Source organism: Streptomyces sp. NPDC048269 (assembly GCF_040652395.1).
Lineage (GTDB): Bacteria > Actinomycetota > Actinomycetes > Streptomycetales > Streptomycetaceae > Streptomyces.
In genome coordinates this window covers 1-26886 of the sequence record NZ_JBEZLW010000056.1, presented here as the reverse complement: position 1 = coordinate 26886, position 26886 = coordinate 1, and the positions used below count along the sequence as shown (strand labels likewise).

Sequence of the window (26886 nt, the reverse complement as noted above, 5' to 3'; positions counted from 1 at the left end):
GGGGCCTTCTTTTTGGCGTGATCCGCCCTGTCCCGGAACCGCCCGGCACCGTACGTTTTCCCTCCTCACACCGGAGGGGGGATTCGGTGACCGAAATCCCGGAGGGCAGGGGACCCGTACATCCGTCGAAGACGGAGGCCGGGCGCCTGCTGTGTGCCGGCGTCTACCTCGACACCGCGTACCGGGACCGGGTGATCGACGAGCTGTACGTCCACGAGGAGCGCTTCACCGCCCCCTCCTACGGGTTCGACGCCGCCCGCGTCCTGGCCCACGCCCTCCGCGCCCGGCGTGCCGCAGTGGCCTGGGCGGCGGCGGTGGTGGCGGTCTGGGCCCTCGGGCTGCTGCTGCTCCAGGGCTTCTTCGTCTTCCTGCTCGTCCCGGCGCTCCTGACCAGCGGCGCGGGGCGGATCAAGCGGCGCCGGGACCGCACCGGCCGCGGCAGCCGGGTGATCGAGTACGTCCTGCGCGGTTACGCGGCCTGGATGCTCGGCCGGATCCTCTGGGGGATGGTCCTCGGCCTCTGGGAGGACAACCCGACCGAGGGCATCCGGCTGCGCCTCTCCGGTCTGGGCGAGCTCTTCTCGTACTTCGGACAGATGATCATGAACAGGCCGCTCGACGTCTTCCTGGACTGGCCGAGGGTGGGGCAGTACTACGGGACGTCCTATTCATGGGTCGCCCTGCTCGTCCTCGTCCTGGTCATCGTCGTCGCGGGGCTCCAGCAGGGCCACTTCGCCCGCGTCCTGCACTCCTCCCTCGACCGGGCCGGCTACGCCGGGGCCGCGGGCGACCTGGTGGTGACCGGCCGGCGTTTCGGGCGGGCCCGCGCGCGGATCCAGCGGATCCAGCACGCACCCCTGGTCATGTACGACGTGGGCAACCCGTTCTGCGGCGCGGGCCAGGCGCACCTGCCGTGGCAGCTGGCCGTCGAACTGCGCCCGCGAGGCGGCGGCGAGGCGGAGGAGCTGGACAACGCGCAGATCGTGGACCGGATCCGGCCACGGCTGGAGGCCCTGCGCATCCCGTCGCCGCACGGCTCCGAGGACGCCGAGGCCTCCGTACTGGACCGGCTGCGCGAACTGGTCATCGACGAGTGCGTGTTCCTCCCGGCCGACGGGCTGCCCGACGTCGGCTCCCTGGACCTGTCCGCGGAGGCGTTCGCCGAGCACCGCGCCAGCGCCATCGAGGAGGGCGGCGAGCGCCGCCGGCACTTCCTGCGCGTACGGGTCGGCGGCTGGGACGAGAACCTCGTCATCACCGTCTTCATCCGCGTGCACACGCAGGGAGGGATGCTGATGCTGGAAGTGGCGCCGCACGTGCTGCTGCCCGTACGGCCGGACTTCCAGCGGGTCGACGACATCGCCCAGCGGCAGCTGCGCAACACCGTCTTCGCCAAGGTGGCCTGGGCGGTCGCGAACGGACCGGGCTCGCTCGCCCCGGCGCTGGTCACCCTGGTGGGCGCGCTGCGCATCCCGTGGCGGATGGCCACCGCGGGGCACGGCGTGGCGCTCCCGGCCGGGCCGGCCGTCTCCGTACGCGAACTCGCCGCGCAGGGCGACGCCTCGCTGTTCCAGCTGATGGACCTGGACCGGTACCTGAAGACGATCCAGGACCGGATCGTCGGCGGGGTCACCCTGGCCCTGCACGAGGCGGGCTGGCACACCGAGGAGTTCGCGGAGCGGGCCGTCAACGTCGCCGAGGGCGCGGTCTTCATCCAGTCGGTGCGCGACAGCGCCTTCGGCATCGGCGGAGTGAGCCACAACAGCGCCACCCGCCACGGGTCCTCCGCCCCGGACGACGACAAGAGCAAGCGCACGAGCACGGGCACGGGCAAGAGGAGAAGCGGTGGCAACTAGCGGCGGAGAACAGCCGGCCGTGCGGATCGGTGACGTCCACGGCAGCAGCTTCAGCATCGGCGGCACCCACAACACCAACAGCACCGTCCACCACGGCGGTACGGAGGCCGCGGCGCCGGGCGCCGAGGAACTGCTGGAGGCCGTACGGGAGCTGCGCGCGGCCCTCGTACGGCTGCCCCGGAGCCCCGAACGGGCGGCGCTGGACGGCGAACTGGACGAGGTCGCGGGGGAGCTGGAGGCGGGCGGGGAGGTCCGCCCGGGCCTGCCGGCCAGACTGCGGGGGGCGCTGGAGCGGTGGGCCCCGCTGGTGGACTCGGTGAGCGCGGGGACCGCCCTGGCCGCCTTGCTCACCTCGCTGGGAGGCTGAGCGTGGCCACGGGGGAGGGCGGCGTCCGCTGGAATCCGCGGTCGCAGCGGTGGGAGCGGACGGAGCCGGCCGAGCGGACGGAGCCGGCCGAGCCGGGAGAACGGGGCCGGTGGAGAGAACGGGTCCGGCCGAGAGTGCGGGCCCGGTCGAGAGAGCGGACGCAGCCGAGCGAGCAGGCGGAGCAGGCCGGGCAGGCCGGGCAGGCCGGGCAGGCCGCCGGGACCGAGCAGGTCGGGTGGACCGGGCAGGCCGGGCGGGCCGAGCCGGGCGGTCAGGCCGGGTGGACCGAGCCGGGCGAGCGGACCGAGCATGCCGGCCGGACCGGGCCGGGCGAGCGAACCGAGCGGGTCGCCGGGACCGAGCAGGCCGGGCAGCCCGAGTGGGCCGGGCAGGCCGAGCGGGCCGAGCCTGGCGAGCGGACCGGGCAGCCCGAGCGGACCGGGCAGCCCGAGCGGGCCGAGCCGGGCGAAGAGACCGGGTCCGACGGGCGGGTCGAGCCGGGTGGCCGGACCGGGTCGGACGGGCGGGCCGAGCCCGCCGACCGGGTCCAGCCGGGCCCGGTCCCGAGTCCGGCGCCCGGGCCGGCGCAGTGGCCGTCGTATCCGCCTTCGCCGCCCGCGCCGCCCTCGCCGTACGCGCCGGGCATGCCCTCGGCACCGGGACGACCGGCTCAGGCTCCGGCGGCTCCGACCCCCGTGCGGCGCCGGCGGACCCTGGTGGTGGTGACCCTCGGTGTGGCCCTGGTCGGCGCGGCCGCCGTGGCAGGGTGGCTGTACCTGGGCCGGGGCGACCCGGGCACCGGTCCCGGCGGCCAGGAGGCGAAGGGGACCGCGACCTCCAGCCCGACGCCCGCCCCGACCCCCACTCCCACCTCGACCGCCCCGCCCTCCGGCTACGTGTGGGTGCGCGAAGCGGCCTCCGGCTTCTCGGTCGCCGTCCCCACGGGCTGGACGGCAGACCGCAGCGACCCGGGAGTCGGCTCCGTGTACCGGTCGGGCGACCAGAGCGCGCTGATGCAGATATTCAAAGCCACCCAGGACTCCATGACGGCCTGTGAGGTCCTCGCCGACTCCACCAAGGTGCTGGAAACGAAGCCCGGTTACCGGCAGGTCTCCCAGGATCCCGTGGACGGTTCCGGCTGCGAGCTGGTCTTCGAGTACGCCGATCCGGCCTCGTCCGCCCCGCCCGGCCTCGCCTTCGAACGGCTCCTCGTCGCCGCCGACCGCAGCCGGTGGGTGATCATGGTCACCGGCCCCAGCGCCGACAAGCCGGCGACCCGTGCACACCTCATGGCGGCCGTGCAGTCCTTCCGCCCGCTCTGATCGGCCGATCGGCCGATCAGTCGATCAGCCGATCAGCCCTTGTTGTACATGCCGGGCGTGTAGTGCCCCGGCACCATGCGGGTGGTGACGCCGATGCGGTTCCAGACGTTGATCGTCGAGATGACGGCGATCAGCTGGGCCAGCTCGCGCTCCTCGAAGTGCTTCGCGGCCTTCTCGTACACCTCGTCGGGCACGAAGCCGTCCGTCAGCACCGTGACCGCCTCGGTGAACTCGATCGCGGCGAGCTCCTTCTCGGTGTAGAAGTGCCGTGACTCCTCCCAGGCGGTGAGCTGCACGATCCGCTCGACGCTCTCGCCGGCCGCGATCGCGTCCTTGGAGTGCATGTCCAGACAGAACGCGCAGTGGTTGAGCTGCGAGGCCCGGATCTTGACGAGCTCGACCAGGGCCGGGTCCAGGCCCTTCTTGGCGGCGATCTCCAGGGCCAGGACCGCCTTGTAGACCTCGGGGGCGGCCTTCGCCATGTTCATACGGGGCGTGTGTTCGTGTGCGTTCGTCATGTGATCAACCGTAAGAGGCGGGCGGCCCACCGATATGGTCCATATCCATGATGGAATCCTGGGCCACTTTCGGTGCCGACCTGCATCTGGACCTGTCCGCCGGACGCGGGTTGCGCGCAGGGCTCGTCGAGGCGCTGCGCGAGGCCGCGCGCAGTGGGCGGCTGGCGCCCGGGACCCGGCTGCCGTCGTCCCGCTCCTTCGCCATCGACCTGGGGATCGCCCGCAACACCGTCGCGGAGGCCTATGCCGAACTCGTCGCCGAAGGCTGGCTGACGGCCCGCCAGGGCTCCGGCACCCGGGTCGCGGAACGGGCCCGGCCGCGCCGGGCCGCTGCGGCCGCCCCCGTACGCCGTCCCGCGCGCCAGGGGCCCGCGTACAGCCTGCGGCCGGGCTCCCCGGACCTGGGCGCCTTCCCGCGGGCGGCCTGGCTGTCGGCGGCCCGGCGGGCCCTGACGGACGCCCCGAACGAGGCCTTCGGGTACGGGATCGACGGCCGCGGCCGGCCCGAGCTGCGCGAGGCGCTGACCGGGTACCTGGCACGGGCGCGCGGGGTGTACGCGGACCCCGACAGGATCGTCCTGTGCGGCGGCTTCGCGCACGCGCTCACGTTGCTGGCACGGGTGCTGCGGGCGCGGCGGGTACGGGAGGTGGCGGTGGAGGGGTACGGCCTGGACGTCCACCGGAACCTGCTCACGGCGGCCGGGCTGCGGACGCCGCCGCTGGGCGTGGACGGGGAGGGGGCCCGTACGGACGAACTGGGCGCGGGGCCCGGGGCGGTGCTCCTGACCCCGGCGCACCAGTTCCCGACGGGCGCGGCCCTGACCCCGGCCCGCCGGGCGGCGGCGGTCGACTGGGCCCGCACCACCGGCGGGCTGATCCTGGAGGACGACTACGACGGCGAGTTCCGCTACGACCGCCAGCCGGTCGGAGCCCTGCAGGGGCTGGACCCGGACCGGGTCGTGTACCTCGGTACGGCCAGCAAGTCGCTGGCGCCGGGGCTGCGCATGGGCTGGATGGTGGTCCCGCCGGGGCTGGTGGACGAGGTCCTGGCCGTCAAGGGCATGAGCGACCGGACCTCCGGCGCGCTGGACCAGCTCACGCTGGCCGAGTTCATCACGTCCGGGGCGTACGACCGCCACGTGCGCGGCATGCGCCTGCGCTACCGGCGCCGACGGGACGAGCTGGTGGCGGCGGTGGCCGGCCGGGTGGCCGGCGTGTCCGGGATCGCGGCGGGCCTCCACGCGGTGCTGGACCTCCCGGCGGGGACGGAGCGCGCGGTGGTCCAGTCGGCGGCCTGGCAGGACCTGGCCCTGGAGGGCCTGGCCGGCTTCCGCCACCCGCGGGCGGCGCTCCCCCCGCGCGACGCGCTGGTGGTCGGCTACGGAACCCCGCCGGACAGCGCGTGGACCCCGACCCTGGCGGCCCTGACGGCGGCGCTCCCGTAGTACCGCGGGGCCCGTCACGCCGCCGGGGACGCAGGCTCCGGCTCCGGCTCCGGCGGCTCCCCGAAGCGGCCCAGCGCCAGGGCTCCGGCCACCGCCACCACGAAGCCCGTCACCGCCAGCCAGGCCAGGTCCTCGCGGGGGCGGTCGCCGAGCCAGACCACGCCCACCACCGCCGGGCCGATCGTCTCGCCGAGGACCAGCCCGGCCGTCGCCGCCGTCACCGAGCCGCGCTGGAGGGCCGAGGTGAGCAGCAGGAAGGCCGCACCACCGCCCAGCAGCAGCGCGTACAGGGCGGGATTGCGCAGCTCGGCCGAGGAGAAGCCGTCGATCAGCCGGACCGCCACCTCCACCACCCCGAAGCCCGTCCCCGCCGCCAGACCCAGTACCAGCGCCCGCGGCCCGTCCGGGAGCCGGCCCGCCACCGCCCCGACCAGCAGCACCAGCCCCGCCACGGCCAGCAGCCACAGCTTCAGGGCGAGCGACCCCTGTCCCGAGCCCTCCTCCCCGGAGGCCAGCCCCAGCATCAGCAGCCCCGCGCACACCACCCCCACCGCGCCCCACTCCGTCCGGGACAGCCGCACCCGCATCAGCCGCGCCGCGACCACCGCCGTCACGGCCAGGCTCGCGGCCATCGCGGCCGCCACCGCGTAGATCGGGATGTGGCGCAGCGCGATGATCTGGAGCACGAAGCCCACCGCGTCGAGGCCGAGACCGGCCAGATATCGCCACTGCCGGACCGCCCGCATCATCAGCGCGGGGTCCACCCCGGACCCCGTCCCCGGCTCCACGGCCCGCGACGCCATGGCCTGCAGAACGGACGCCGTGCCGAAGCAGACAGCCGCACCCAGCGCGCAAATCATCCCAATGAGCACGAACTGACTCTAGGTCACAGATCTCACGACGGCCGGATTCCATCGGTCCGGGCCCCCGCTCTAGTCTGTCGGGAGCACGCCATCAGGGGAGCAGCAGACATGGACAGCAGCAGTAGCAGCAACAAGCGCCGGATGCGCTCCGGCGCCGTCGTCCTCGGCGGCATGGGCCTGCTCGCGGCCACGCTCGTGGCCTGCGGCAACAGCAACGAGCCGGACCGGCGCTGCGTCGACCGGAACACGCTGGACAAGCTGGACGACAAGTACTGCAAGAGCAGCGGCAGCAACAACAGCAGCCGGGGCACGTACTACTACGGCGGCACCGTCCGCAACGGCAAGGTCTCCGGCGGCAGCTTCGACAAGTCCGCCGTCACCCGCGGCGGCATCGGCGGGCACAGCAGCTCCGGCTCCAGCGGCGGCTGAGGACCCGTGAAGCGGCACACCATCGAGCCCCGCCCCGACTGGCAGAAGACCGTCGAGGAACAGGGGCTGATCTACCCCCTCACCCGCTACCCCGACGACTCCCTGCGCCCCTACTGGGACGAGAGCGCGTACTACTCCTTCTCCCTCCCCGAGGTCGAGGCGCTGGAGAACGTCGTCGAGGAACTGCACGCCATGTGCCTGGCCGCGGCCGCGCACATCGTCGAGCACGACCGCTTCGCCGACCTCGGCATCACCGACCCGGAGCTCGCCGCGCTCATCGCCGAGTCCTGGCACCGACGGGCCGAACAGCCCTCCCTGTACGGCCGCTTCGACCTGCGCTACGACGGCACCGGCAGCCCGGCCAAGATGCTGGAGTACAACGCCGACACCCCCACCTCCCTCGTGGAGGCGGCCAGCCCGCAGTGGTTCTGGATGGAGGAGCGCTTCCCGGGCGCCGACCAGTGGAACTCCCTCCACGAGCGCCTCGTCGACGCCTGGCGCCGGCAGGCCGAGCTGCTCCCGCCCGGCCCGCTGCACTTCGCGCACTCCGAGACCGACGAGCTCGGCGAGGACCTGATGACGGTCGCCTACCTCCAGGAGACCGCGGAGCAGGCCGGCCTGGACACCCAGGCCCTGTCCGTGGAGCAGATCGGCTGGGACAGCCTGTCCGGCCGGTTCGTGGACGAGAAGCTCCGCTTCATCCGCTCCTGCTTCAAGCTCTACCCATGGGAGTGGCTGGCCACCGATGAGTTCGGCCCGCAGGTCCTCGGCACGTACGACCACGGCGGCGGCTCCGGCACCACCTGCTGGATCGAGCCGCTGTGGAAGATGCTGCTGTCCAACAAGGCACTGCTGGCGATCCTGTGGGAGCTCTTCCCGGAGCACCCGAACCTGCTGCCCGCCTACCTCGACGGCCCGCGCGAGCTGGCGGAGCCCGGAGCCGACGGCTACGCGGCCAAGCCGCTGCTGGGCCGCGAGGGCGCCGGGGTCACCCTCCACCCGGCGGACGGCACCGGCGAGCCGTTCACACCGGAGGAGGGCGAGCGGTACTGCTTCCAGGCCCTGGCCCCGCTGCCCGACTTCGACGGCAACCGGGTGGTGCTCGGCGCGTGGGTCGTCGAGGACGAGGCGGCGGGGCTCGGCATCCGCGAATCCGCGGGGCCGGTCACGGACGAGTACGCCCGCTTCCTGCCCCACGTGATCCTCGAGCCGGAGAGCTAGGCGAGGAGGGACCTGAGCTGGTCCAGGCCCCAGTCCAGGTCCTCCTTGCTGATCACCAGCGGCGGGGCGATCCGGATCGTGGACCCGTGGGTGTCCTTCACCAGGACGCCGAGCTCCATCAGCTTCTCGGAGATCTCCCGTCCGGTCCCGCGCGACGGCTCGATGTCCACGCCCGCCCACAGCCCCCGTCCGCGTACGGCGGTCACCGCGCCCCCGCCGACCAGCAGGTTCAGCTCCCGGTGCAGATGGTCGCCGAGCTCGGTGGCGCGCTGCTGGTACTCGCCCGTCCTGAGCATCGCCACGACCTCCAGGCCGACGGCGCACGCGAGCGGGTTCCCGCCGAAGGTGGACCCGTGCTCGCCCGGCCGGAACACCCCGAGCACGTCCCCGTCGGCGACGACGGCCGAGACCGGCACCACCCCGCCGCCGAGCGCCTTGCCGAGGATGTACACGTCGGGGACGACCCCCTCGTGGTCGCACGCGAAGGTCTTGCCGGTGCGGCCCAGGCCCGACTGGATCTCGTCCGCCATGAAGAGGACGTTCCGCTCGCGCGTCAGCTCCCGTACGCCCTTCAGATATCCGGCGGGCGGCACCAGCACCCCGGCCTCGCCCTGGATCGGCTCCAGCATCACGGCGACGGTGTGTGCGGTGACCGCCGCGTCCAGCGCGGTCAGGTCGCCGTACGGGACGATCTCGAAGCCGGGGGTGTACGGGCCGTAGTGGTCGCGCGCCTCGTGGTCCGTGGAGAAGGAGACGATCGTCGTCGTACGGCCGTGGAAGTTGTTCGCCGCGACCACGATCTTGGCGTGGCCGTCCGGGACGCCCTTGACCTCGTAGCCCCACTTGCGCGCGGTCTTCACGGCCGTCTCCACGGCCTCGGCGCCCGTGTTCATGGGCAGCACCATCTCCTTTCCGCACAGTGCGGCGAGCTCGGTACAGAAATCGGCGAAGCGGTCGTGGAAGAAGGCGCGCGAGGTGAGCGTGACCCGGTCCAGCTGCGCGCGGGCGGCGTCGAGCAGACGGCGGTTGCCGTGCCCGAAGTTGAGCGCCGAGTAGCCGGCGAGCATGTCCAGGTAGCGGCGGCCCTCCACGTCGGTCATCCACGCGCCTTCCGCGGTGGCGACGACCACGGGCAGCGGATGGTAGTTGTGCGCGCTGTGCGCTTCGGCGGAGCGGATGGCATCAGCAGTTGTCGACACGGGGTCTCCGATCGTCCGTCAGGCCGGTGACGAGGGTGGCGTCACTTTCCATCCTCGCTCGCAGAGCGGACGGAGAAACCTTTCTTGTGGCGCGCCCGCTAAGGTGGGCAACACGCACGGCGACTGGCGTACGGAGAACCAACTCCGGGGGAGTCGTGCGCGCTCGACCGCACACAGGGCCGCTCGCCTGGGCCTCGCGGGGTACCGATCACATCGACCCCGGAGGAGCCCGCCATGTCCGCGAGCCACCGTCCCGCCCCTCTCGTCCATCCCGCCCTTGCCGCGACCGACCCCGAACTGGCGTCCCTCGTCGCGGCGGAGGAAGTGCTCCAGGCGGAGACCCTGCGCCTGATCCCGAGCGAGAACTACGTGTCCGCGGCCGTCCTCGAAGCCTCCGGCACGGTGCTGCAGAACAAGTACAGCGAGGGCTACCCGGGCCGCCGCTACTACGAGGGCCAGCAGAACATCGACCGCGTCGAGGCCCTGGCCGTCGAGCGGGCCAAGGGCCTGTTCGGCGTGGACCACGCCAATGTCCAGCCGTACTCCGGCTCCCCGGCGAACCTGGCCGTCTACCTGGCCTTCGCGAAGCCGGGTGACACGGTGATGGGCATGGCCCTGCCGATGGGCGGGCACCTGACACACGGCTGGGGCGTCTCGGCGACCGGGTCGTGGTTCCGGGGCGTGCAGTACGGCGTCCGCCCGGACACGGGGCTCATCGACTACGACGCGGTGCGCGACCTGGCCTTGGCGGAACGCCCCAAGCTGATCTTCTGCGGCGGTACCGCGCTGCCGCGCACGATCGACTTCGCGGCCTTCGCGTCCATCGCCGAGGAGGCGGGCTCGGTCCTCGTCGCGGACGTGGCGCACATCGCGGGCCTGATCGCGGGCGGGGCGCACCCGTCCCCGGCGGGGCACGTGGACGTGATCTCCACGACCACCCACAAGACCCTGCGCGGTCCGCGCGGCGCGATGCTGATGTGCCGCGAGGAGCACGCGAAGGCCATCGACAAGGCCGTGTTCCCGGGCCTCCAGGGCGGGCCGCACAACCAGACGACGGCGGGCATCGCGGTGGCGCTGCACGAGGCGGCGCAGCCGTCGTTCGTCTCGTACGCCCACGCGGTCGTCGCCAACGCGAAGGCGCTGGCGGCGGCGCTGCTGGAGCGGGGCTTCGACCTGGTCTCGGGCGGTACGGACAACCACCTGATCCTGATCGACCTGACGGGCAAGGCGGTCGCGGGCAAGGTCGCTGCCAGGGCCCTTGACCGGGCGGGGATCGTGGTGAACTACAACACGGTCCCGTTCGACCCCCGCAAGCCGTTCGACCCGTCGGGCATCCGGATCGGCACCCCCTCGCTGACGTCGAGGGGCCTGTCCACGGAGCACATGCCGCTGGTGGCGGACTGGATCTCGCGTGCGGTGGACGCCGCCGCCAAGTCCGACGAGCCGGCGCTGGCCGCCGTACGGGCGGAGGTCACCACCCTGATGTCGGCCTTCCCGGCCCCGGGCCTCCCCCTCTAGCCGCCTCCCCGGGCTCCGCCCGCGCCCCGATCCCCGGTGTGGCCGAAAGAGGGGGCTCCGCCCCGCACCCCGCGCCTCAAACGCCGGCGGGGCTGGAGGGTGCCGGGCGGGGCTCGCCGCTGCGGCGCCGCTGCCGGGGGCCGGCCCCCGGACCCGCGCCTCAAAACGCCGGCCGGGCTGGAATGCCCGCAGGGCAATCCCAGCCCGCCCGGCGTTTGAGGGCGCACCCGCACCGAAGGCGCCGAGTCCGGGCCGGAGCCGAACCCAGCCCCGCCGGCGTTTGAGGCGCGGGTTCGGGCAGCGCCCCGGGGCCTCGCGCAGCGGCGCGGCCTCGCGGCGGCGCGGCCTCGCGGCGGCGGGGGAAAGCGGTCGCTCGGCCGGGGCAAGATCCGGCCGGGCCGCTACCGCCCGGTACCCGGGCACGGCACGGCAAGGACGACCGCGACCCGGAAGGTTCCGGCCAGCGGCGGGCCCGAGCCCGCCCCCGCACCTGAGAGAATGAAGCCATGGCTTCTGATCGTCCTCGCGCGCTCTCCGGCATCCAGCCCACCTCCGGTTCGTTCCACCTCGGGAACTACCTCGGAGCCATCCGCCAGTACGTCGCCCTGCAGGAGACGCACGACGCGTTCTACATGGTCGTCGACCTGCACGCGATCACCATGCCGCAGGATCCGAAGGAACTGCGCGCCAACACCCGGCTCTCCGCCGCGCAGCTGCTCGCCGCCGGCCTGGACCCCGAGCGCTGCACGCTCTTCATCCAGAGCCACGTGCCCGAGCACGCGCAGCTCGGCTGGGTCATGAACTGCATCACCGGCTTCGGCGAGGCCAGCCGGATGACCCAGTTCAAGGACAAGTCCGCCAAGGGCGGCGTCAACAACGCCACCGTCGGACTGTTCACGTACCCGATCCTCCAGGTCGCCGACATCCTGCTCTACCAGGCGAACTCGGTCCCCGTCGGCGAGGACCAGCGCCAGCACATCGAGCTGACCCGCGACCTGGCCGAGCGCTTCAACCAGCGCTTCGGGCAGACCTTCACCCTCCCGGCCGCGCACATCGTCAAGGAGGTCGCGAAGATCTACGACCTCCAGGACCCGGCGATCAAGATGTCGAAGTCCGCGTCGTCCCCCAAGGGCCTGATCAACCTCCTCGACGAGCCCAAGGTCACCGAGAAGAAGATCAAGAGCGCGGTCACCGACACCGAGGCCGAGATCCGCTTCGACTCCGAGAAGAAGCCCGGCGTCAGCAACCTGCTCACGATCTACTCCACCCTCACGGGCGAGACGATCGCCGCCCTGGAGGCGAGGTACGAGGGCAAGGGCTACGGCGCGCTGAAGACCGACCTGGCCGGCGTGATGGTCGATTTCGTCACACCGTTCAGGCAGCGCACCCAGGAATACCTGGACGACCCGGAGACGCTGGACTCCATCCTGGCCAAGGGCGCGGAGAAGGCCCGCGCGGTCGCCGCCGAGACCCTGGCGCAGACGTACGACCGCCTCGGTTTCCTCCCCGCGAAGCACTGACGCGGGATCGAACGACAGACGGCCCTGGCGACACCGGGGGTGCTGCCGCCACACTGGGGCGGCAGCATCCATACAGACAAGCGGAGGAGAGATACGTGGGGACCGTAACGCTCGGCGTTTCGATCGCGGTCCCGGAGCCGTACGGCAGCCAGCTCCAGGAGCTGCGCGCCGGCTTCGGGGACGCCGCCGCGCACGGCATCCCCACGCACGTCACCCTCGTCCCGCCCACCGAGGTGGAGGCGGACCGGCTGCCGGAGATCCGCGCCCACCTGGCCGAGGTCGCGGCGGCCTTCCGCGGCTTCCGGATGCGGCTGGCGGGGACGGGAACCTTCCGTCCCCTCTCGCCGGTCGTCTTCGTCCAGATCGTCGAGGGCGCCGCGGGCTGCACCCGCCTCCAGGGCGAGGTCCGCGCCCCCGACGGGCCGCTCAGCCGCGAGCTGGCCTTCCCGTACCACCCCCACGTGACCGTCGCCCACGGGATCTCCGAGGAGGCGATGGACCTGGCGTTCACCGCCCTCGCCGAGTACGCCGCCGAGTGGGTCTGCGAGGGCTTCGCGCTCTACGAGCAGGGCTCGGACGGGGTCTGGCGCAAGCTGCACGAATACCCTTTCGGGACGGGTCCGACGGGGGTCCCGGCGCAGCTGGGCTCACCGACGGACGAGACCGTACGCCGCCGTTCCTGACGGAGGGGCCGCAGGGCCTGGTGGGTGCGGAACCTGAGCCTGCGCAGGACCAGGGTGTGGAACGGACGGTCCGTCCGGGGCACTTCGCGAAAAGTCACAATCGACGACCGTAGTGCCCGAAAGCGACAATCTCGGCTATTTCCGGCAGTTCAATTACGGTGACCCCATGGACTGGCTGACGAAACTCCCGGTGATCGGCCCGCTGGTGCTGCGTCTGATGCGCACGCACGTGTGGCGCTCGTACGAACGCCTCGATCGCGTCCACTGGGCCAGGCTCGCCGCGGCGATCACCTTCATCAGCTTCCTCGCGCTCTTTCCACTGATCACCGTGGCCGCCGCCGTCGGCGTGGCGCTCCTCAGCCAGGGGCAGATCGACCGGCTCCAGCGGAGCCTCGCCGAACAGGTCCCCGGCATCTCCGACCAGCTCGACCTCGACGCGCTCGTCGCGAACGCGGGCACGGTCGGCCTCGTCGCGGCCGCCCTGCTGCTCTTCACCGGCATCGGCTGGGTGGGCTCGATGCGGGAGTGTCTGCGCGCGGTGTGGGAGAAGGACGACGAGGACGAGGGGAACCCGTTCGTCCGCAAGGGCAAGGACGGGCTGGTGCTCCTCGGCCTCGGCGGCGCGGCCCTGGCCTCGGCCGCCGCCTCGATCCTCGGCGCCAGCGCCGTCGGGAAGTCCGCCGAGTGGCTGCACATCCCGCGCGAGGGCGCGGGCGGCGTGCTGCTGCGCCTCGGCGCCTTCCTCGTCGGCGTCGTCGCCGCGTTCCTGATCCTGCTGTACGTCCTGACCCTGCTCCCCGGCGTCGAACCGCCCCGCGCCCGCCTGATCCAGGCGGCCCTCATCGGCGCGGCGGGCTTCGAGCTGCTGAAGCTCCTGCTCAGCGGCTACATGCGGGAGGTCGCGACGAAGAGCATGTACGGAGCCTTCGGCGTGCCGATCGCCCTGCTGCTCTGGATCAACTTCACGGCGAAGCTGCTGCTCTTCGTCTCGTCCTGGACGGCGACCCGCGACGACACGGACGGCGACGGCAAGGAGGACCCGGAGGCCGGTTCCGCCCCCACACCGGCCCGCGCCTAGGGGGGTGTCTCGCCGGTGCCGGAGCGGGCCTGTTCGGGCCCGGCCCGGGCCTACACCAGGTCCTCGTCCCGCCCCCGGCGGCCGCGGGGCCAGCGGCGGTTGACCACGAGGGCGCCGCCCGCCAGGACCGCCAGCGCGCCGCCCACGACACCGAGCGCGGTGCCGAAGCCGCCGCCCGCGCCGGCACCGGCCGCCGCCGCGTTGTTCTCGTGGGACTGGGCGGGCGAGCCGTGGGGGCGGGTGTCCGCGCTCTTCGGCGGCACCAGCTCACCCACCGGCTTGACCTTCCCGGCCGCCGCGAACCCCCAGTCGAAGAGCCGGGCGGTCTCCTCGTACACCGAGTTGATGCCGCCCGCGCCCGGGTTCATCACCGTGACCAGCAGCTTCCGCTTGCCCTGCTGCGCGGCGCCGGTGAAGGTGGAGCCCGCCATCGTGGTGTTGCCGTTCTTCACCCCGGCGATGCCCTTGTACGGGGAGATGCCGCCGGCGCCCGTCATCAGCCGGTTGGTGTTCTGGATCTCGAAGTACTCGCGCGGCTTCCCGGCCTCCTGCTTGCCGGGGAACTTCGCCGAGACCGTGCCGCAGTACTCCCGGAAGTCCTGCTTCTGCAGCCCGGAGCGGGCGATGAGGGTGAGGTCGTACGCGCTCGACACCTGCTCCGGGGCGTCGTACCCGTCGGGCGAGATCACATGGGTGTCCAGGGCCTGCAGTTCCTCGGCGTGGGCCTGCATGTCCTTGACGGTCTTCTCGATGCCGCCGTTCATGGCCGAAAGCACGTGCACGGCGTCGTTCCCCGACCGCAGGAACACCCCCAGCCACAGGTCGTGGACGCTGTACTCGAGGTCCTCCTTGACCCCGACCAGGCTGCTGCCCTGCCCGACGCCGTCCATGTCCGTGTCGGTGACCTTGTGGACCTGGCTCTTGGGGAGGCCCGGCAGCACCGTGTCCGCGAAGAGCATCTTCATGGTGGAGGCCGGGGGCAGCCGCCAGTGCGCGTTGTGCGCGGCCAGGACCTCGCCGGACTCCGCGTCCGCCACGATCCACGACCGGCCCGTGAGGTTCGTGGGCAGGGCGGGCGCACCCGGCAGCAGGTTCACCTGGGTCCCCGGCTGGCCGAGCAGGGATCCACCGACCGTGGACATCGACGCGGGGGGCGCGGGCGCCGCCGGAGCGTTCGGAGCCTTCCCGTCGGCCGGCGGCGCGGGCGGGTTCGGCGCGGCGTGCGCGGGGGCCACGAGCATGGCGGGGACCAGCAGCGCGGCGGAAAGGACCGTCAGCGCGGTCTTCTTTACAGACACGCAGGTGAAAGTACCTCCCGATGGGCTGGATACCGTCGCTGACCGGCCAATGCGGCGAAACGACCGCTGGGACAGCCCACCCCGGCGCGTCCGTCCCGGGGACGAATCCGATACTGGGGGCATGAAACTCAGCCGTACCGCCTCCTGGTTCCTGCTCGCCTTCGGAGTGTGGAGCTGGTTCATCTGGGTGTCTTTCGTCCGGAACCTGTGGAAGAACGGCAGTGGCCAGGCGTTCGATGAGGCGGGCGACCCCACGACCTATTTCTGGGTGCACCTGACACTCGCGGTGACGTCCTTCCTCCTGGGGACGGCCGTCGGTGTGATCGGGTTGCGTGGGGTCCGGGCCCTGCGGCGTGAATCACGTACCGGCTCCAACGCATGAGAACCGCCCTCTTCGCGCTGGTCGCACTCGCGGTCCTCGCGCTGCTCGTCCTGGTCCACCGGTGGCTCTGGATCCGTCTGGTCCGTGACACCACCGCCCCCGGCGGTCCGGCCCGCCGCATCGGCACGGCCCTCACCATCGCCCTGCCCCTCCTCTCCGTGGCCGCGCTGACCACGGGCCGCGCCGGAGCCCCGTTCCGCCTCCAGCAGGCGGTGGCCTGGCCGGGGTTCCTCTGGCTCGCGGTGCTCCTGTACCTGACCCTGACGATGCTGCTCGCGGAGCCGCTCCGCGCGCTGCTGCTCCGCCGTCTGGCCCATCGGATCCCCTCCGGGGAGGACCGGGGCCCCGCGCAGGGCCGGGCCGAAGCGTCCCCGCCACCGCTCGGGGCGCGGGCGGGAAGCGCCCGTACGGGGTCCGGGGCGGAGCCCCAGGTGCGGGAAGCGGCGGGACCGGGCAAAGCCCCCCAGGCCCCCGGCACCGGTACCAGCCCCAGCCCCAGCCCCGGTGATCCGGCACCGGTCCTGGACCTGACCCGCCGCAGGTTCGTCGCGCGAGCGATCGGCGGAGCGGCCGCCGCCGTGGCCGTCGGGACGGTGGCCAACGGCGCCTACGGCGTCCTGCGCGGTCCCGGCGTCCGCCGGGTCCAGGTCCCCCTGGCCAAGCTGCCGCGCGCCGCGCACGGCTTCCGGATCGCCGTCGTCAGCGACGTCCACCTCGGCCCGGTCCTCGGCCGCGCCCACACCCAGCGCATCGTCGACACGGTCAACCGCACCCAGCCCGACCTCATCGCCGTCGTCGGCGACCTCGTCGACGGCAACGTCCACGACCTCGGGCCCGCCGCCGAGCCGCTGCGCCGGCTCAGCGCCCGCCACGGCGCGTACTTCGTGACCGGGAACCACGAGTACTTCTCCGGAGCCCAGCAATGGGTGGACCACGTCCGTGAGCTCGGCCTCACCCCGCTGGAGAACGCCCGCCGCCCGCTCCCGTACTTCGACCTCGCCGGCGTGAACGACATCGCGGGCGAGAGCGAGGGCCACGGCCCCGATTTCCGGGCGGCACTCGGCGACCGGGACCGTTCCCGTACCGCCGTCCTCCTCGCCCACCAGCCCGTCGTCATCCACGACGCCGTCCGGCACGGCGTCGACCTCCAGCTCTCCGGCCACACCCACGGCGGCCAGCTCTGGCCCGGCAACTACCTCGCCGAGCTCGCCAACCCCACCGTCGCCGGCCTGGAGCGCTACGGCGACACCCAGCTCTACGTGTCCCGCGGAGCGGGCGCCTGGGGGCCGCCGGTCCGGGTGGGGGCACCGTCCGACATCACTGTCGTCGAACTCGCCTCATATCAGGCCTGACCCCCGCGAAGCGGCGACGAACCGCTGGGAATCAGCCTTCCGGAGGCCGAAATTCCGTGATGGGATGACCGGTATTCGGACGGCACGTCGCTGTCGGCGGTACATGGGGTGGGGTTCACGGGATGCGGTCTGTCCGCTCGAAGATCATCGTGGTCGGGCTGGTCCTCGGCGTGGCCGGCGTCGGGACCTGGCAGCTGCTGCCCCTCTCCAAGGGCGGCGGCGGGGCCATCCGCGTCGGGACCAGCGACGTCGTCTCCTCCCTCGACCCCGCGGGGGCGTACGACGCGGGCTCCTGGGCCCTGTTCAGCAACGTCTACCAGTCGCTGCTGACCATCAAGTCCGGCTCCGACACCCCCGTGCCGGACGCCGCGTCCTCCTGCGACTTCATCGGCCAGAAGCTCACCACCTACCGGTGCGAGCTCCGCCCCGACGCGACGTTCTCCAACGGCCGCGCGATCACCGCCGAGGACGTCAAGCACTCCTTCGACCGCATCAAGGCCATCAACTCCGACCAGGGCCCGGCCCCCCTCTTCAACACCCTGGAGTCGGTCAAGGCGGAGGGCCGCACGGTCACGTTCAACCTCTCCGCCCGCGACGCCACCTTCCCCTTCAAGATCGCGACGGGCGCCGCCTCGATCGTCGACAAGGACAAGTACCCGGCGAAGTCGCTGCGCGAGGACTCCAAGGTCGACGGCTCCGGCCCGTACACGCTCGGCGCGTACAAGGCCGGCACGAGCATCGACCTGAAGCCCAACGCCGCGTACAAGGGCCAGGCCAAGCCCGCCCACGCGCCCGTCACCATCCGGTACTTCAAGGATTCCGCGGAGCTCGACAAGGCCTGGAGGGACCGCCAGGTCGACGTCGCCCACCGAGAGATGCCGCCGGCCGTGCTCGCCGCCCTCAACCCGGGCATGAAGGACACCCGCTACCAGGCCTCCGGCGGCACCGAGATCCGCTCCATGGTCTTCAACGTCCGCCCCGGCTCCACCGCCGCCCCGGTCGCCGTCCGCCAGGCCGTGGCCGCCGTGCTCGACCGCGCCAAGGTGGCGACCGGGATCTACTCGGGCACCGTCACCCCGCTGTACTCCCTGGTCCCGGCGGGCATCGCCGCCCACAGCACCCCGTTCTTCGACTCCTACCCGACGCCCGACGGCACGGTGGCGAAGAAGCTGTTCAAGGACGCCGGGATCGCCGCCCCCGTCTCCCTCACCGTCGGGGTCAACGCGCGCGGCGCGAACCTCGCCGAGGCCGACGAGCTCAAGCGGCAGCTGGAGTCGACCGGCCTCTTCCAGCTGAAGATCAAGCCCGTGGAGAAGTGGGTCGACTTCCAGAAGGCTTACGCGGCGGGCGAGTTCGACGCCTACACCATCGGCTGGATCGCCGACTTCCCGGACGCGGACAACTTCCTCGCCCCGCTCGTCGGTGCCGACTCGTCCATGAACAACGGCTTCTCCGACAAGGCCGTCGACGACCTGATCGCCCGCACCCAGTCCCACTCGGAGCGCGGCGAGGCGGCCGCCGACTTCCGCGAGCTCCAGAAGATGGTCTCCCAGCAGGTCCCGATGGTGCCGATCTGGCAGAAGAAGGACTACGTGATGTCCCGGGACGCCGTCACCGGCGCCCAGTACCTGTCGGACGGGACGGGCGTCTGGCGCCTGTGGGAACTCAACTGGCTGTAGGCCTCCACGGGTCCGGGCCTCCACGGGTCCGGGCCTCCACGGGTCCGGGCCTCCACGGGTCCGGGCCTGCGCGGGTCCGCGCCTCCGCGGGTCCGGACCCTACGCGGGGTCCGGATCCGGGTCCGAAGCCCGCTTGCGGGCACCCGCCGTGGCCGTCTGCGCCATGCCGGGCAGGAAGTCCGAGAACAGCTCGTGCACCTCGCGCACCAACGGCCGCAGCACCTTGAACCGGGCCAGCACGATGCCCCGCGTGGTCAGCTGCGCACCGCGCTCCGCGAGCCGCCGGGTCTTCTCGCTGTTCGGCGAGCGGTCGAAGACCCAGTACAGGACCAGACCCATCTGCGAGAGCCACATCAGCTCCGGCAGTACGTCGGCCAGCTCGGCCGGCACCTTGGTCTTCGCCCCCGCCAGCACCTCGCGGTGGATGTCGATGGCAGCCTGCCGCGCGTCCTCCGACTCCGGAGAGAACGGGCTGAGCGGACTTTCGGGGTCCGCCGCGTTCTTGAAGAACTGGGAGGCGAACTCGTGATACGGGGCCGCGATGTCCATCCAGCTCGTCAGCACGCCCGCGAGCCGCTTCTGCAGATCGGTCTCGCTGTCCAGGATGGGCCGGACCGCCGCCTGGTGAGCGGCGCCGATCCGGTCGTAGAACCCCTGGACCAGGTGTTCCTTCGATTCGAAGTAGTAATAGGCGTTGCCGACCGAGACACCGGCCTCCTTCGCGATACCCCGCATCGTCGTCTTGTCGAAGCCGCGCTCCTGGAAGAGACGGAGCGCGGTTTCGAGGATGAGCGTGCGGGTCTGCTCGCTCTTGGGAGCCTTCTGATCAGTCACGGTGCACGAGCCTATCGGGGGACGGAGCAGTGGTCGTCACAGGCCGCTTCCTCCAGGTCCTGCGGATCCCCCTCGGTCCGCACCGCCTGACGCCACTTGGAGGCCGTGTACATGGCCGCCCGGGCGAACGGCCGCCCGGCTGGCGTGGCCAGCCAGTTGGCCCTCGGCCGGTGCTCGGCCAGTGCCCACAGGCACACGATGAAGGCGTCCGTTCCGGTCCACACCTGCCCGGAGTCCCCGATGACGGTGATCTCCTTCAGAGTGGACGCGTGGTCGAGCCGCGGGAACCGCCGCCGCGCCTCGTACGACGCGGCGGGGACCAGTGCGAGCGGGACCAGCCGGCGCTGCCCCATGAGCCAGTGGCGGATGTGTACGCAGAGCGGGCAGTTCGCGTCGTACAGGACGGTCAGCCCGCGGACCGGCCACCCGGGTGCCATCGGTCAGGCCCCGGCCGGCGCGGTCCACCCCTGAGGGGCGACGGGCGGCGTCTGCTGGCGCTCCATGATTCCGCGGCGGCGCATCTTGTTGAGGACCCAGACGTTGCCGAGGTGCATGACACCGAGGACCAGCAGCACGACGCCGAGCTTGACCGAGAGCGCCTCGAAGAGGTCGCGGGCCTCGACTATGTCCTCGCCCGACCGCAGGTAGAGGGCCACGAAGCCGATGTTCACGAGGTAGAAGCCGACCACGAGCAGCTGGTTCACGGCGTCGGCGAGCTTCTCGTTCCCCTGGAGGACGTCGCCGATGAAGACGCGGCCGTTGCGGCTGAGCGTACGGGCCACCCAGACGGTGAGCCCGATGCTGATGAGCAGGTATATGACGTACGTGACCACGGTGAGGTCCATTGCCCTCAGCCCCCTTGAACGCGTTCAATACTGCTGACAGGGATGACTGTAGGGGCTTTTTTGAACAGGTTCAAGCGAATGCCTTCTCCAGTGTCCCCGGATCCACGAAGGGCGCCGTCCGCGTCGGCACCGACCGCCACGCGAGCGGCCAAGTCGTCCCGTACAGCGCGGGCACGCCGACGTAGGCGCTCGCGTAGCGGGTGCGCGAGGTGTACCGCTGCGTGTACGAGGGCCAGCTGTGCTCCCGCGCGGTGCCGGGCGGGAGCAGGAAGTACATCCACCGGTAGCCGTTGAGCTCGTAGACGATCGGCCCGGCGTCGTAGTCGGTGAGCCGGCACAGCTCCTGGGCGGTCTCCTCGCCGAGCTGGCCCTGGATGCGCAGGGCGTCGAAGTGGACCCCGGCGAGACGGAGTTGGAAACCGGCGTCCGGTACCCAGTCAGGGGCCCAGTCGCCGTGGGGGATTTCCTCGTTCATGGGGCAAGGCTGACGCCCCGGCCTCTAGCCTGACAGTGGTCGAGCCGTCACGGACGGCAATGTGTGAAGGGCTGTGACGCCGGTGTCCGACGCTGTGAACCCCAGTGAACCCCTCCCGTCACCGCTGCGGCGGGGGCTCGGCGCGCAGATGCGAACGCTGCGGGAGAAGCGCGGGGTCTCTCGGCAGGAGCTGGGCGGCCATACGAACTTCTCGTCGTCGGCGATCGGGGCGTTCGAGCGGGGTGACCGGGCGATGGACGCGGGGATGGTCGAACGCGTGGACGAACTGCTCGCCGGTGACGGGCTGCTGAAGGCGGTGCTCCCGTACCTGGAGGAGGAGGGGCGGTACGCGCCGCAGTTCCGGGACTTCGCGCCGATCGAGGCGAAGGCGGTGAGCTTGTGGGTGTACGACACCCACATCGTGAACGGCCTGCTCCAGACGCCTGCCTACGCCCGGCAGGTCTTCGAAGACCACTGGCCGCCAGTCAACGCAGCCGAGATCGAGCACCGACTGGAGGTTCGGATCGGCCGCCAGGTGCTGCTGCATCGGGATCCGCCCCCGGTGCTGTGCTTCGTTCTGGAGGAGTCCTTTCTGCGGCGCCGGATCGGTGGGGAGGCGGTGTGGCGTGAGCAGCTCCAACACCTGTTGGAGTGCGGGCGTTTGCCGCACGTGTCGATCCAGCTGGTCCCGCTGGAGTGCGAGGAGCACGTCGGTGCGCCGGGACCGATGACCATCGCGGAGACCCCGGAGCACCGCATGCTCGGCTACGTCGAAGGCCAGCTCCAGAGCTGGGTGATCTCCGCCCGGGAAGTGGTCAGCGAGATGATCCAGCGGCATGCGAACATTCGAGCAGTGGCGCTGAGCCCTAAGGCTTCGGCGGAGCGGATCGAACAACTGCTAGGAGAGCGATGAACACCGAACTGGCGTGGTTCAAGAGCAGTTACAGCGATGGCTCCGGCGGCCAGTGCGTCGAAGTGGCCCTTGCCTGGCACAAGTCGACCTACAGCGATGGGACCGGCGGCGAGTGCGTCGAAGTCGCCACCTGCCCCTCCGCCGTCCACGTCCGCGACTCCAAGGACACCACCCGCCCCGCCCTCACCGTCACCCCGGCGGCCTGGGCCGCCTTCACGGCGCAGGCGTCGGCCTAGGTTCCACCCACAGGGCCTCCGCGTACGCGCAGAGGTCGCCCGTCGCCGTGGCCAGGGCCGTACCCACCCGGTACTTGCGGCCCTCGGACCCGAGCATCCAGGAGTACGAGACCAGGCCCGAGCCGAGGGGTACCGGCCGCAGCAGCCGCGCGGACAGCGAAGCCGTGACGGCGCCCGCCGGGCGTTCATCGAGCAGGCGTCCGGCCGCGTTCCCCGGGCAGTCCAGCGCGCCCCACTCCAGCTCGGGAGGCAACAGGCCGTCCGGACCACCGAGTCCGGCGTCCGGGGTCCAGGCGGTGGCGACCATCCCCGCGTCCGGCACCGGACCGCAGTGCAGGCGCAGTCCGGTGGCGGGCGTACGGTCCAGGCCGCAGCCGAAGCAGTCGGTCGACCCGTCGGGCGGGGCCGCCCGGTAGGCGTCGGCCGCTGCCGAGGCCACCGCCCAGGAGGGCGCGTCCGGCACTTCCGTGTCCAGCTCGGCGGGTGTCGCGGCGGCCAGCAGCAGCTCACCGGCGGTCAGTTCGGCGCCCCCGCCCGCCACCTCGGCCAGCCGCACCGGCTCGCCGGTCGGCGCAGGCCGCCTGAAGTCCACCCGTACCGTCTTCGCCGTCGCCCGCCCGGCGAGCAGGCCCGCCACGTAGCCGCCGAAGGCCACCCCCGGATAGCCGCAGAGGTGGTCCGGAACCGTGATCGTCTCGAAGTCGCTCATGCCCTCACTCCATCACAGTCCCCGCCCGCCCGAACTCGCTGGACAGAGACTGCGGGGCTCGCCGATAGTCCCCAGATGACCTCTCTGATACGACACATCACGATCGACTGCTCCGACGCCTACGGCCTGGGGCGGTTCTGGGCCGACGTCCTCGACGGCAAGCTCGCCGACGACGACTTCCCCGGCGATCCCGAAGCGCTGGTCACGGCGCCCGGCACGGCCCTGCTCTTCGTGACCGTGCCCGACGCCAAGACCGTCAAGAACCGCGTCCACGTGGACCTGCAGCCGCAGGACCGGACGCGCGACGAGGAGGTGGAGCGCATCGTCGCCCTGGGCGCCACCGTCGTCGGCGACCACCGCAGGGCCGACGGCACCGGCTGGGTGACCCTCGCGGACCCCGAGGGCAACGAGTTCTGCGTCGAGCGGAGCGCCGCCGAGCGCGCGAAGTGACGTAGGGGCCGAGCTCCGGGCGGACAGGCCCTAGCCGGCGACGGGGTACATCGACCCGCGCCGGCCCTCCGGCGACGTCAGCCACTCCAGCTTCTCCGCCGTCTCGGTGCCCGGAATCGGGGTGTGGAGCACGATCGCCAGGTCGGGTCGGGCCGGCACGCGCAGCTGCGTCGACTCCACGTACAGCGTGCCGACGACCGGATGCTCCATCCGCTTCCGGAGCTGGCCGCCGGGCTCGACGTCCCGGCGCTCCCACAGCTCGGCGAACTCGGGGCTGAGCTCCCGCGCCTCCTCGACCACCGCACGGAACCCCTCGTCCTCCGGGCGGTCCGAGCAGGCCGCCCGGAACTGGGCCACCACGTTGCGGGCGACCTCTTCCCAGTGCGGGGAGCGGGCCCGGTAGATGGGGTCGGTGAAGAAGGCGATCAGGCAGTTCTGCACGATCTCCGGACGCATTCCGAACACCAGCGCGGCCGCGTCGTTGTACAGCACCGTGTTCCAATACGCGTCCATGATGTGCGCGGGGAACGGCATCCACGCGTCGATCAGCCGCTTCAGGCCCTGGCACATGTCCCGGTCGGCCGGGGCGACCTCCAGGGCGGGCGGATTGAGCCCGGCGAGAACGTACAGGTGCCGGCGTTCGGCGCTGGTGAGCTTCAGTACGCGGCCCACCGAGTCCAGGACCTGCGAGGACACCGTGATGTCGCGGCCCTGCTCCAGCCACTGGTACCAGGAGACCCCGACCCCGGCGAGGACCGCGACCTCCTCCCGGCGCAGGCCCGGCGTGCGGCGGCGGGCCCCGCCGTCCGGCAGGCCGGCCTCGGTCGGGGTGATGCGGGCCCGTCTGCTCATGAGGAACTCCCGCAGTTCGGTCCGCCGGTGCTCGTCGATCCCCGTCGCCACGAAGTCCCCCTGTCAGGCTGCCTGGTGGTGCCGCCAACAGGATAAGTTCCCTCTCTGCACGGACATTCCCGGGCCGCGAGGGTGGTGGCCATGGCGATCGACACACAGACGACAACCACCGGGCCGCACACGGCGGCCCCCGCGAACCCCGAGGACGCCCGGCTCTCCAACCGGGCCAAGCTGGTCCTCTTCGTGCTCTGCGCCGCCCAGTTCATGGTGGCGCTCGACTTCTCCGTACTGAACGTGGCCCTGCCGGTGCTCGGCAAGGACCTCGGGCTGAGCCGGTCCGCGCTCCAGTGGGCGGTCACCGCGTTCGCGCTGCCGTCCGGCGGCTTCCTGCTCCTCTTCGGCCGGATCGCCGACCTCTACGGCCGCAAGAAGCTGTTCCTGACCGGCCTCGTGCTCTTCGGCGTCGCCTCGCTGCTCGCGACCCTCGCCTGGGACCCGGCGTCCTTCCTGACCGGGCGCGCCCTGCAAGGCCTGGGCGCGGCGGTCATCGTGCCGACCGGGATGTCCCTGCTCACCACGACCTTCCCCGAGGGGCCGCTGCGCGACAAGGCACTCGGCATCTCCGGGACCCTGCTGTCCCTCGGCTTCACCATCGGCATGGTGCTCGGCGGTGTCATGACCGACACCCTGGGCTGGCGCTCCACGATGGGCCTGCTCACGGTCGCCTCCTTGGGCGTCCTGGCCCTCGCTCCCGGGCTGCTGCCGGAGTCCCGTACGCCCGAGCGGCCGCGGCTGGACGTGCCCGGGGCGGTCACCGTCACCGGCGGTCTGCTCGCGCTGATCTACGCCCTGTCGACGGCGGCCCAGCGGGGCTTCGGCGACGTGGACGTGTGGGGCACGCTGGTCGTCGGGATCGGCCTGCTCGCCGCGTTCGTGGTGGTGGAGTCGAAGGCCGCGGCGCCGCTGGTGTCGCTGCCGATGCTGAAGCGGCGTACGGTCGCGTGGGGCAACGTCGCCGGGCTGGTGACGTTCTCGATGATGTCGACGGTCATCTTCGTACTGACCCTCTACCTCCAGGAGACGCTGGCGCTGTCGTCCTTCCGGACGGGCCTGGTGTTCGGCGTCCAGGGCGTCGCGTCCGTCTTCGCCGGCTCGTACGCCCCGAGGCTCATCGGTCGCTTCGGCGCGCACAGGGTGCTGGTCGGATCGCTGCTCGGCCAGGGGGCGTTCGGAGTCGCGCTGCTGGCCGTGGGAACGGACTCCGGCGCGCTGCTCGCGACCGTGGCCGTCTCGCTGGCCAGCATGTGCCACCTCGGCGCGATCATCTCGTACGGACTGGTCGTGACGAGCGGCGTGCCCGACGAGGAGCAGGGCCTGGCGACCGGCCTGGTCACCACCACCCAGCAGGTCGGCCTCACGATCGGCATCCCGCTGCTCGGCGTCCTGGCCACCACCCAGGCCTCGCTCTTCGACGGGGTCCGGACGGTCCTGGCGGCCGACGCGGCGCTCGTCCTCGGGGCGGCGCTCCTGGTGGCGGTGGGCCTGGGCCGGGGCCGGGGCCGCCGGGAGAAGGCCTGAGCGGGCGGGCCTAGGCTTCCGGGGCGGGCGGCTCGGCCTTCGTCCGGGGCTGTGGCCGGCCCGCCGACAGCAGCTCGTCCACGTCGCGGGTGACCTTGGCGCCGAGGGAGTCGGGGAGGGTGGCGAGCTCGCCTGCGGCGAGGATGCGGTGGCTGGCGTACTGCCCCTCGGCGGAGTCGGTCAGAACGTGTACGCGCTGGTGCTGGCGGTTGACGATGACGTAGACCGGGATCTCGGCCTGGGCACAGGCGACGGCTTTGGCACGCAGGTCGTTGTTGTAGTTCGACGAGGTCACTTCCAGAACCAGACGGAATGCCATCGGGTCGTAGCAGTTGAACTCGATCAAGTGGTCGCCGATGTCGGCGTCGACGACGGACAGGTCGGGGATCGCGTAGTCCTCGGGACCGTCGGGCAGCCACAGGCCGAGGCCCTGCACGACGTGAGACTCCGGCCCGTGCAGGCCGGCGCTCAGGAACGGCAGCATGAGGTCGGTCAGGACTCGTGCGTGCGGGAGGTCCGGGGGCGGCGTCAGGGTGAGGATGCCTCCGATGATCTCGACGCGGTGGCCGGGGTTCCGCTCCATGAGCACGTCGGCCTCTTCGAGGAGGCTCAGCGGCTTCTCCTCGGGGCGTACTCAGGGTGCTCGACGGGTGCTGTGGACATTCCGGGCCTCCCGTGGGCTGGGGCGAGAGCGTCATCGTAGGACCGTGGTACGCGTGCGTCTCGTAAGCGCACTCTTCACCGGATCGGGTGGAGGAGCTCCAGCAGCAGGTCTGTGATGCCCGCAGGGCGCTCCAGCGAGCAGGGCGCCCGAGCTCGGCGCCCCTGGCGCAGCCCAGGGGCGCCCAGGTGGCGGGCGGGGGCTTCGGGGGCGGGGTCTGAGCGGGGCGTGTCAGGGATGCTGGTCGGGGGCTTCGGGGCGGCGGGAGCCACTCACTCGGCGGCTGGTCGGCGGGCGGGGGCTTCGGTGGGGCGGGGGCCGCTGATTGGGCATCAGAGACGCGGGGTGAGGCTTCGGGGGCGGGACCTCGGCGGAGCCGCATCAGGGACGCGGGGCGGGGCTTTGGTGGGGCGGGAGCAGAGCGGAGCCGCATGAGACGCGGGGCGAGGCTTCGGGGGCGGGACCTCGGCGGGGCGGCATCAGAGACGCGGGGTGAGGCTTCGGGGGAGCGGCATCAGGGACGCGGGGCGGGACTTCGGACGGCGCAGCCACACACCCGGCACCACGAACGCGGCTCGGAGGCTCCGAACGGCGGCAGCCACA

At 72.1% G+C, this 26886-nt stretch carries 27 protein-coding genes, 1 pseudogene and 1 riboswitch; of the genes and pseudogenes, 17 read left to right on the top strand and 11 right to left on the bottom strand.

Annotated features, from left to right (window positions below; translation table 11 throughout):
• Positions 1-86: 86 nt before the first annotated feature.
• Genes AB0D48_RS33345 through AB0D48_RS33335 form a run of 3 tightly spaced genes read left to right on the top strand, consistent with a single transcriptional unit; the run spans position 87 to position 3545 of the window.
• Positions 87-1856: a hypothetical protein gene (locus tag AB0D48_RS33345; protein ID WP_362405641.1), complete on the top strand. Its 1770-nt coding sequence runs from the start codon at positions 87-89 to the stop codon at positions 1854-1856.
• Positions 1846-2223: a hypothetical protein gene (locus AB0D48_RS33340; RefSeq protein WP_362405638.1), complete on the top strand. Its 378-nt coding sequence runs from the start codon at positions 1846-1848 to the stop codon at positions 2221-2223. The genes AB0D48_RS33345 and AB0D48_RS33340 overlap by 11 nt, the downstream gene beginning before the upstream one ends.
• 2 nt (positions 2224-2225) lie before the next feature.
• On the top strand, positions 2226-3545 hold the full coding sequence (locus AB0D48_RS33335) for a hypothetical protein (protein ID WP_362405635.1): 1320 nt from the start codon (positions 2226-2228) through the stop codon (positions 3543-3545).
• Between the two features lie 32 nt (positions 3546-3577).
• Here AB0D48_RS33335 and AB0D48_RS33330 read toward each other — a convergent pair whose 3' ends face one another.
• Complete coding sequence (locus tag AB0D48_RS33330) at positions 3578-4063, bottom strand: carboxymuconolactone decarboxylase family protein (RefSeq protein ID WP_362405632.1); 486 nt, start codon at positions 4061-4063, stop codon at positions 3578-3580.
• A 47-nt stretch (positions 4064-4110) separates the two neighbouring features.
• Here AB0D48_RS33330 and AB0D48_RS33325 point away from each other — a divergent pair, with 47 nt between their 5' ends.
• Positions 4111-5508 (top strand): PLP-dependent aminotransferase family protein, encoded by a 1398-nt coding sequence (locus tag AB0D48_RS33325; protein ID WP_362405629.1) that lies wholly within the window; start codon positions 4111-4113, stop codon positions 5506-5508.
• Between the two features lie 14 nt (positions 5509-5522).
• Here the strand turns inward: AB0D48_RS33325 and AB0D48_RS33320 are convergent, their stop codons facing one another.
• Positions 5523-6368, bottom strand: a complete 846-nt coding sequence (locus AB0D48_RS33320; RefSeq protein WP_362405675.1) for a DMT family transporter — start codon at positions 6366-6368, stop codon at positions 5523-5525.
• Between the two features lie 111 nt (positions 6369-6479).
• Here AB0D48_RS33320 and AB0D48_RS33315 point away from each other — a divergent pair, with 111 nt between their 5' ends.
• Both AB0D48_RS33315 and AB0D48_RS33310 read left to right on the top strand, forming a co-directional pair.
• Complete coding sequence (locus AB0D48_RS33315) at positions 6480-6800, top strand: hypothetical protein (protein WP_362405626.1); 321 nt, start codon at positions 6480-6482, stop codon at positions 6798-6800.
• A 6-nt stretch (positions 6801-6806) separates the two neighbouring features.
• Complete coding sequence (locus AB0D48_RS33310) at positions 6807-8021, top strand: glutathionylspermidine synthase family protein (RefSeq protein ID WP_362405623.1); 1215 nt, start codon at positions 6807-6809, stop codon at positions 8019-8021.
• On the opposite strand, the gene rocD is transcribed toward AB0D48_RS33310, so the two are convergent.
• Positions 8018-9220, bottom strand: coding sequence for an ornithine--oxo-acid transaminase (gene rocD, locus AB0D48_RS33305; protein ID WP_362405620.1), 1203 nt, complete (start codon positions 9218-9220; stop codon positions 8018-8020). The two genes, AB0D48_RS33310 and rocD, sit on opposite strands and share 4 nt — an antisense overlap.
• Before the next feature lie 109 nt (positions 9221-9329).
• Positions 9330-9420: riboswitch (ZMP/ZTP riboswitch) on the top strand.
• A 34-nt stretch (positions 9421-9454) separates the two neighbouring features.
• Between rocD and glyA the strand changes: the two genes are divergently transcribed.
• The 4 genes from glyA to AB0D48_RS33285 all read left to right on the top strand — a co-directional run bounded on the left by glyA (position 9455) and on the right by AB0D48_RS33285 (position 14019).
• Positions 9455-10738 carry a serine hydroxymethyltransferase gene (glyA, locus tag AB0D48_RS33300; protein ID WP_362405617.1) on the top strand — a complete coding sequence of 428 codons (1284 nt, stop codon included), beginning with the start codon at positions 9455-9457 and terminating at the stop codon, positions 10736-10738.
• Positions 10739-11244: 506 nt separating this feature from the next.
• Entirely contained in the window at positions 11245-12258 is a 1014-nt protein-coding gene (gene trpS / locus AB0D48_RS33295; protein WP_362405614.1) for a tryptophan--tRNA ligase, read from the top strand.
• Positions 12259-12353: 95 nt separating this feature from the next.
• The gene (locus tag AB0D48_RS33290) at positions 12354-12941 is read left to right on the top strand and encodes a 2'-5' RNA ligase family protein (RefSeq protein WP_362405611.1); all 588 of its coding nucleotides are present in this window, start codon (positions 12354-12356) and stop codon (positions 12939-12941) included.
• A gap of 166 nt (positions 12942-13107) precedes the next feature.
• The gene (locus tag AB0D48_RS33285) at positions 13108-14019 is read left to right on the top strand and encodes a YihY/virulence factor BrkB family protein (RefSeq protein ID WP_362405608.1); all 912 of its coding nucleotides are present in this window, start codon (positions 13108-13110) and stop codon (positions 14017-14019) included.
• A 50-nt stretch (positions 14020-14069) separates the two neighbouring features.
• Here the strand turns inward: AB0D48_RS33285 and AB0D48_RS33280 are convergent, their stop codons facing one another.
• The gene (locus AB0D48_RS33280; RefSeq protein WP_362405605.1) at positions 14070-15500 is read right to left on the bottom strand and encodes a D-alanyl-D-alanine carboxypeptidase; all 1431 of its coding nucleotides are present in this window, start codon (positions 15498-15500) and stop codon (positions 14070-14072) included.
• On the opposite strand from AB0D48_RS33280, the gene AB0D48_RS33275 reads away from it, so the two are divergent.
• The 3 genes from AB0D48_RS33275 (at position 15439) to AB0D48_RS33265 (ending at position 18730) form a co-directional block, all read left to right on the top strand.
• Entirely contained in the window at positions 15439-15699 is a 261-nt protein-coding gene (locus AB0D48_RS33275) for a hypothetical protein (protein ID WP_362405602.1), read from the top strand. The two genes, AB0D48_RS33280 and AB0D48_RS33275, sit on opposite strands and share 62 nt — an antisense overlap.
• Entirely contained in the window at positions 15696-17051 is a 1356-nt protein-coding gene (locus AB0D48_RS33270) for a metallophosphoesterase (RefSeq protein ID WP_362405599.1), read from the top strand. The genes AB0D48_RS33275 and AB0D48_RS33270 overlap by 4 nt, the downstream gene beginning before the upstream one ends.
• 122 nt (positions 17052-17173) lie before the next feature.
• Entirely contained in the window at positions 17174-18730 is a 1557-nt protein-coding gene (locus tag AB0D48_RS33265) for an ABC transporter substrate-binding protein (RefSeq protein WP_362405596.1), read from the top strand.
• Between the two features lie 99 nt (positions 18731-18829).
• Here AB0D48_RS33265 and AB0D48_RS33260 read toward each other — a convergent pair whose 3' ends face one another.
• The 4 genes from AB0D48_RS33260 to AB0D48_RS33245 all read right to left on the bottom strand — a co-directional run bounded on the left by AB0D48_RS33260 (position 18830) and on the right by AB0D48_RS33245 (position 20884).
• Entirely contained in the window at positions 18830-19564 is a 735-nt protein-coding gene (locus AB0D48_RS33260) for a TetR family transcriptional regulator (RefSeq protein WP_362405593.1), read from the bottom strand.
• Positions 19565-19575: 11 nt separating this feature from the next.
• Entirely contained in the window at positions 19576-20001 is a 426-nt protein-coding gene (locus AB0D48_RS33255; protein WP_362405590.1) for a DCC1-like thiol-disulfide oxidoreductase family protein, read from the bottom strand.
• Positions 20002-20004: 3 nt separating this feature from the next.
• Positions 20005-20409, bottom strand: a complete 405-nt coding sequence (locus tag AB0D48_RS33250) for a hypothetical protein (protein WP_362405587.1) — start codon at positions 20407-20409, stop codon at positions 20005-20007.
• 70 nt (positions 20410-20479) lie between these two features.
• Entirely contained in the window at positions 20480-20884 is a 405-nt protein-coding gene (locus AB0D48_RS33245; protein ID WP_362405584.1) for a hypothetical protein, read from the bottom strand.
• 82 nt (positions 20885-20966) lie between these two features.
• On the opposite strand from AB0D48_RS33245, the gene AB0D48_RS33240 reads away from it, so the two are divergent.
• Complete coding sequence (locus AB0D48_RS33240) at positions 20967-21797, top strand: helix-turn-helix transcriptional regulator (RefSeq protein WP_362405581.1); 831 nt, start codon at positions 20967-20969, stop codon at positions 21795-21797.
• Complete coding sequence (locus AB0D48_RS33235; protein ID WP_362405578.1) at positions 21794-22033, top strand: DUF397 domain-containing protein; 240 nt, start codon at positions 21794-21796, stop codon at positions 22031-22033. The genes AB0D48_RS33240 and AB0D48_RS33235 overlap by 4 nt, the downstream gene beginning before the upstream one ends.
• Here the strand turns inward: AB0D48_RS33235 and AB0D48_RS33230 are convergent.
• On the bottom strand, positions 22011-22742 hold the full coding sequence (locus AB0D48_RS33230) for a hotdog fold domain-containing protein (protein WP_362405575.1): 732 nt from the start codon (positions 22740-22742) through the stop codon (positions 22011-22013). The genes AB0D48_RS33235 and AB0D48_RS33230 overlap by 23 nt on opposite strands.
• A gap of 75 nt (positions 22743-22817) precedes the next feature.
• Between AB0D48_RS33230 and AB0D48_RS33225 the strand changes: the two genes are divergently transcribed.
• A complete protein-coding gene (locus tag AB0D48_RS33225) occupies positions 22818-23192 on the top strand; it encodes a VOC family protein (protein WP_362405573.1) in 375 nt (124 codons plus the stop codon).
• 30 nt (positions 23193-23222) lie between these two features.
• Here the strand turns inward: AB0D48_RS33225 and AB0D48_RS33220 are convergent, their stop codons facing one another.
• On the bottom strand, positions 23223-24044 hold the full coding sequence (locus AB0D48_RS33220; protein WP_362405672.1) for a helix-turn-helix transcriptional regulator: 822 nt from the start codon (positions 24042-24044) through the stop codon (positions 23223-23225).
• Positions 24045-24185: 141 nt separating this feature from the next.
• Between AB0D48_RS33220 and AB0D48_RS33215 the strand changes: the two genes are divergently transcribed.
• Positions 24186-25622, top strand: a complete 1437-nt coding sequence (locus AB0D48_RS33215; protein WP_362405571.1) for an MFS transporter — start codon at positions 24186-24188, stop codon at positions 25620-25622.
• 10 nt (positions 25623-25632) lie between these two features.
• Here the strand turns inward: AB0D48_RS33215 and AB0D48_RS33210 are convergent.
• Positions 25633-26285: pseudogene (locus tag AB0D48_RS33210) on the bottom strand (Uma2 family endonuclease).
• Positions 26286-26886 lie beyond the last annotated feature (601 nt).

Bases quoted from the DNA above. Each gene is read 5' to 3' on its own strand.
- AB0D48_RS33330 (WP_362405632.1), bottom strand. From the start codon at position 4,063: ATGACGAACGCACACGAACACACGCCCCGTATGAACATGGCGAAGGCC.
- AB0D48_RS33325 (WP_362405629.1), top strand. From the start codon at position 4,111: ATGATGGAATCCTGGGCCACTTTCGGTGCCGACCTGCATCTGGACCTG.
- AB0D48_RS33320 (WP_362405675.1), bottom strand. From the start codon at position 6,368: ATGATTTGCGCGCTGGGTGCGGCTGTCTGCTTCGGCACGGCGTCCGTT.
- AB0D48_RS33315 (WP_362405626.1), top strand. From the start codon at position 6,480: ATGGACAGCAGCAGTAGCAGCAACAAGCGCCGGATGCGCTCCGGCGCC.
- glyA (WP_362405617.1), top strand. From the start codon at position 9,455: ATGTCCGCGAGCCACCGTCCCGCCCCTCTCGTCCATCCCGCCCTTGCC.
- trpS (WP_362405614.1), top strand. From the start codon at position 11,245: ATGGCTTCTGATCGTCCTCGCGCGCTCTCCGGCATCCAGCCCACCTCC.
- AB0D48_RS33285 (WP_362405608.1), top strand. From the start codon at position 13,108: ATGGACTGGCTGACGAAACTCCCGGTGATCGGCCCGCTGGTGCTGCGT.
- AB0D48_RS33275 (WP_362405602.1), top strand. From the start codon at position 15,439: ATGAAACTCAGCCGTACCGCCTCCTGGTTCCTGCTCGCCTTCGGAGTG.
- AB0D48_RS33280 (WP_362405605.1), bottom strand. From the start codon at position 15,500: ATGAACCAGCTCCACACTCCGAAGGCGAGCAGGAACCAGGAGGCGGTA.
- AB0D48_RS33270 (WP_362405599.1), top strand. From the start codon at position 15,696: ATGAGAACCGCCCTCTTCGCGCTGGTCGCACTCGCGGTCCTCGCGCTG.
- AB0D48_RS33265 (WP_362405596.1), top strand. From the start codon at position 17,174: ATGCGGTCTGTCCGCTCGAAGATCATCGTGGTCGGGCTGGTCCTCGGC.
- AB0D48_RS33255 (WP_362405590.1), bottom strand. From the start codon at position 20,001: ATGGCACCCGGGTGGCCGGTCCGCGGGCTGACCGTCCTGTACGACGCG.
- AB0D48_RS33250 (WP_362405587.1), bottom strand. From the start codon at position 20,409: ATGGACCTCACCGTGGTCACGTACGTCATATACCTGCTCATCAGCATC.
- AB0D48_RS33245 (WP_362405584.1), bottom strand. From the start codon at position 20,884: ATGAACGAGGAAATCCCCCACGGCGACTGGGCCCCTGACTGGGTACCG.
- AB0D48_RS33235 (WP_362405578.1), top strand. From the start codon at position 21,794: ATGAACACCGAACTGGCGTGGTTCAAGAGCAGTTACAGCGATGGCTCC.
- AB0D48_RS33230 (WP_362405575.1), bottom strand. From the start codon at position 22,742: ATGAGCGACTTCGAGACGATCACGGTTCCGGACCACCTCTGCGGCTAT.
- AB0D48_RS33225 (WP_362405573.1), top strand. From the start codon at position 22,818: ATGACCTCTCTGATACGACACATCACGATCGACTGCTCCGACGCCTAC.
- AB0D48_RS33220 (WP_362405672.1), bottom strand. From the start codon at position 24,044: ATGAGCAGACGGGCCCGCATCACCCCGACCGAGGCCGGCCTGCCGGAC.
- AB0D48_RS33215 (WP_362405571.1), top strand. From the start codon at position 24,186: ATGGCGATCGACACACAGACGACAACCACCGGGCCGCACACGGCGGCC.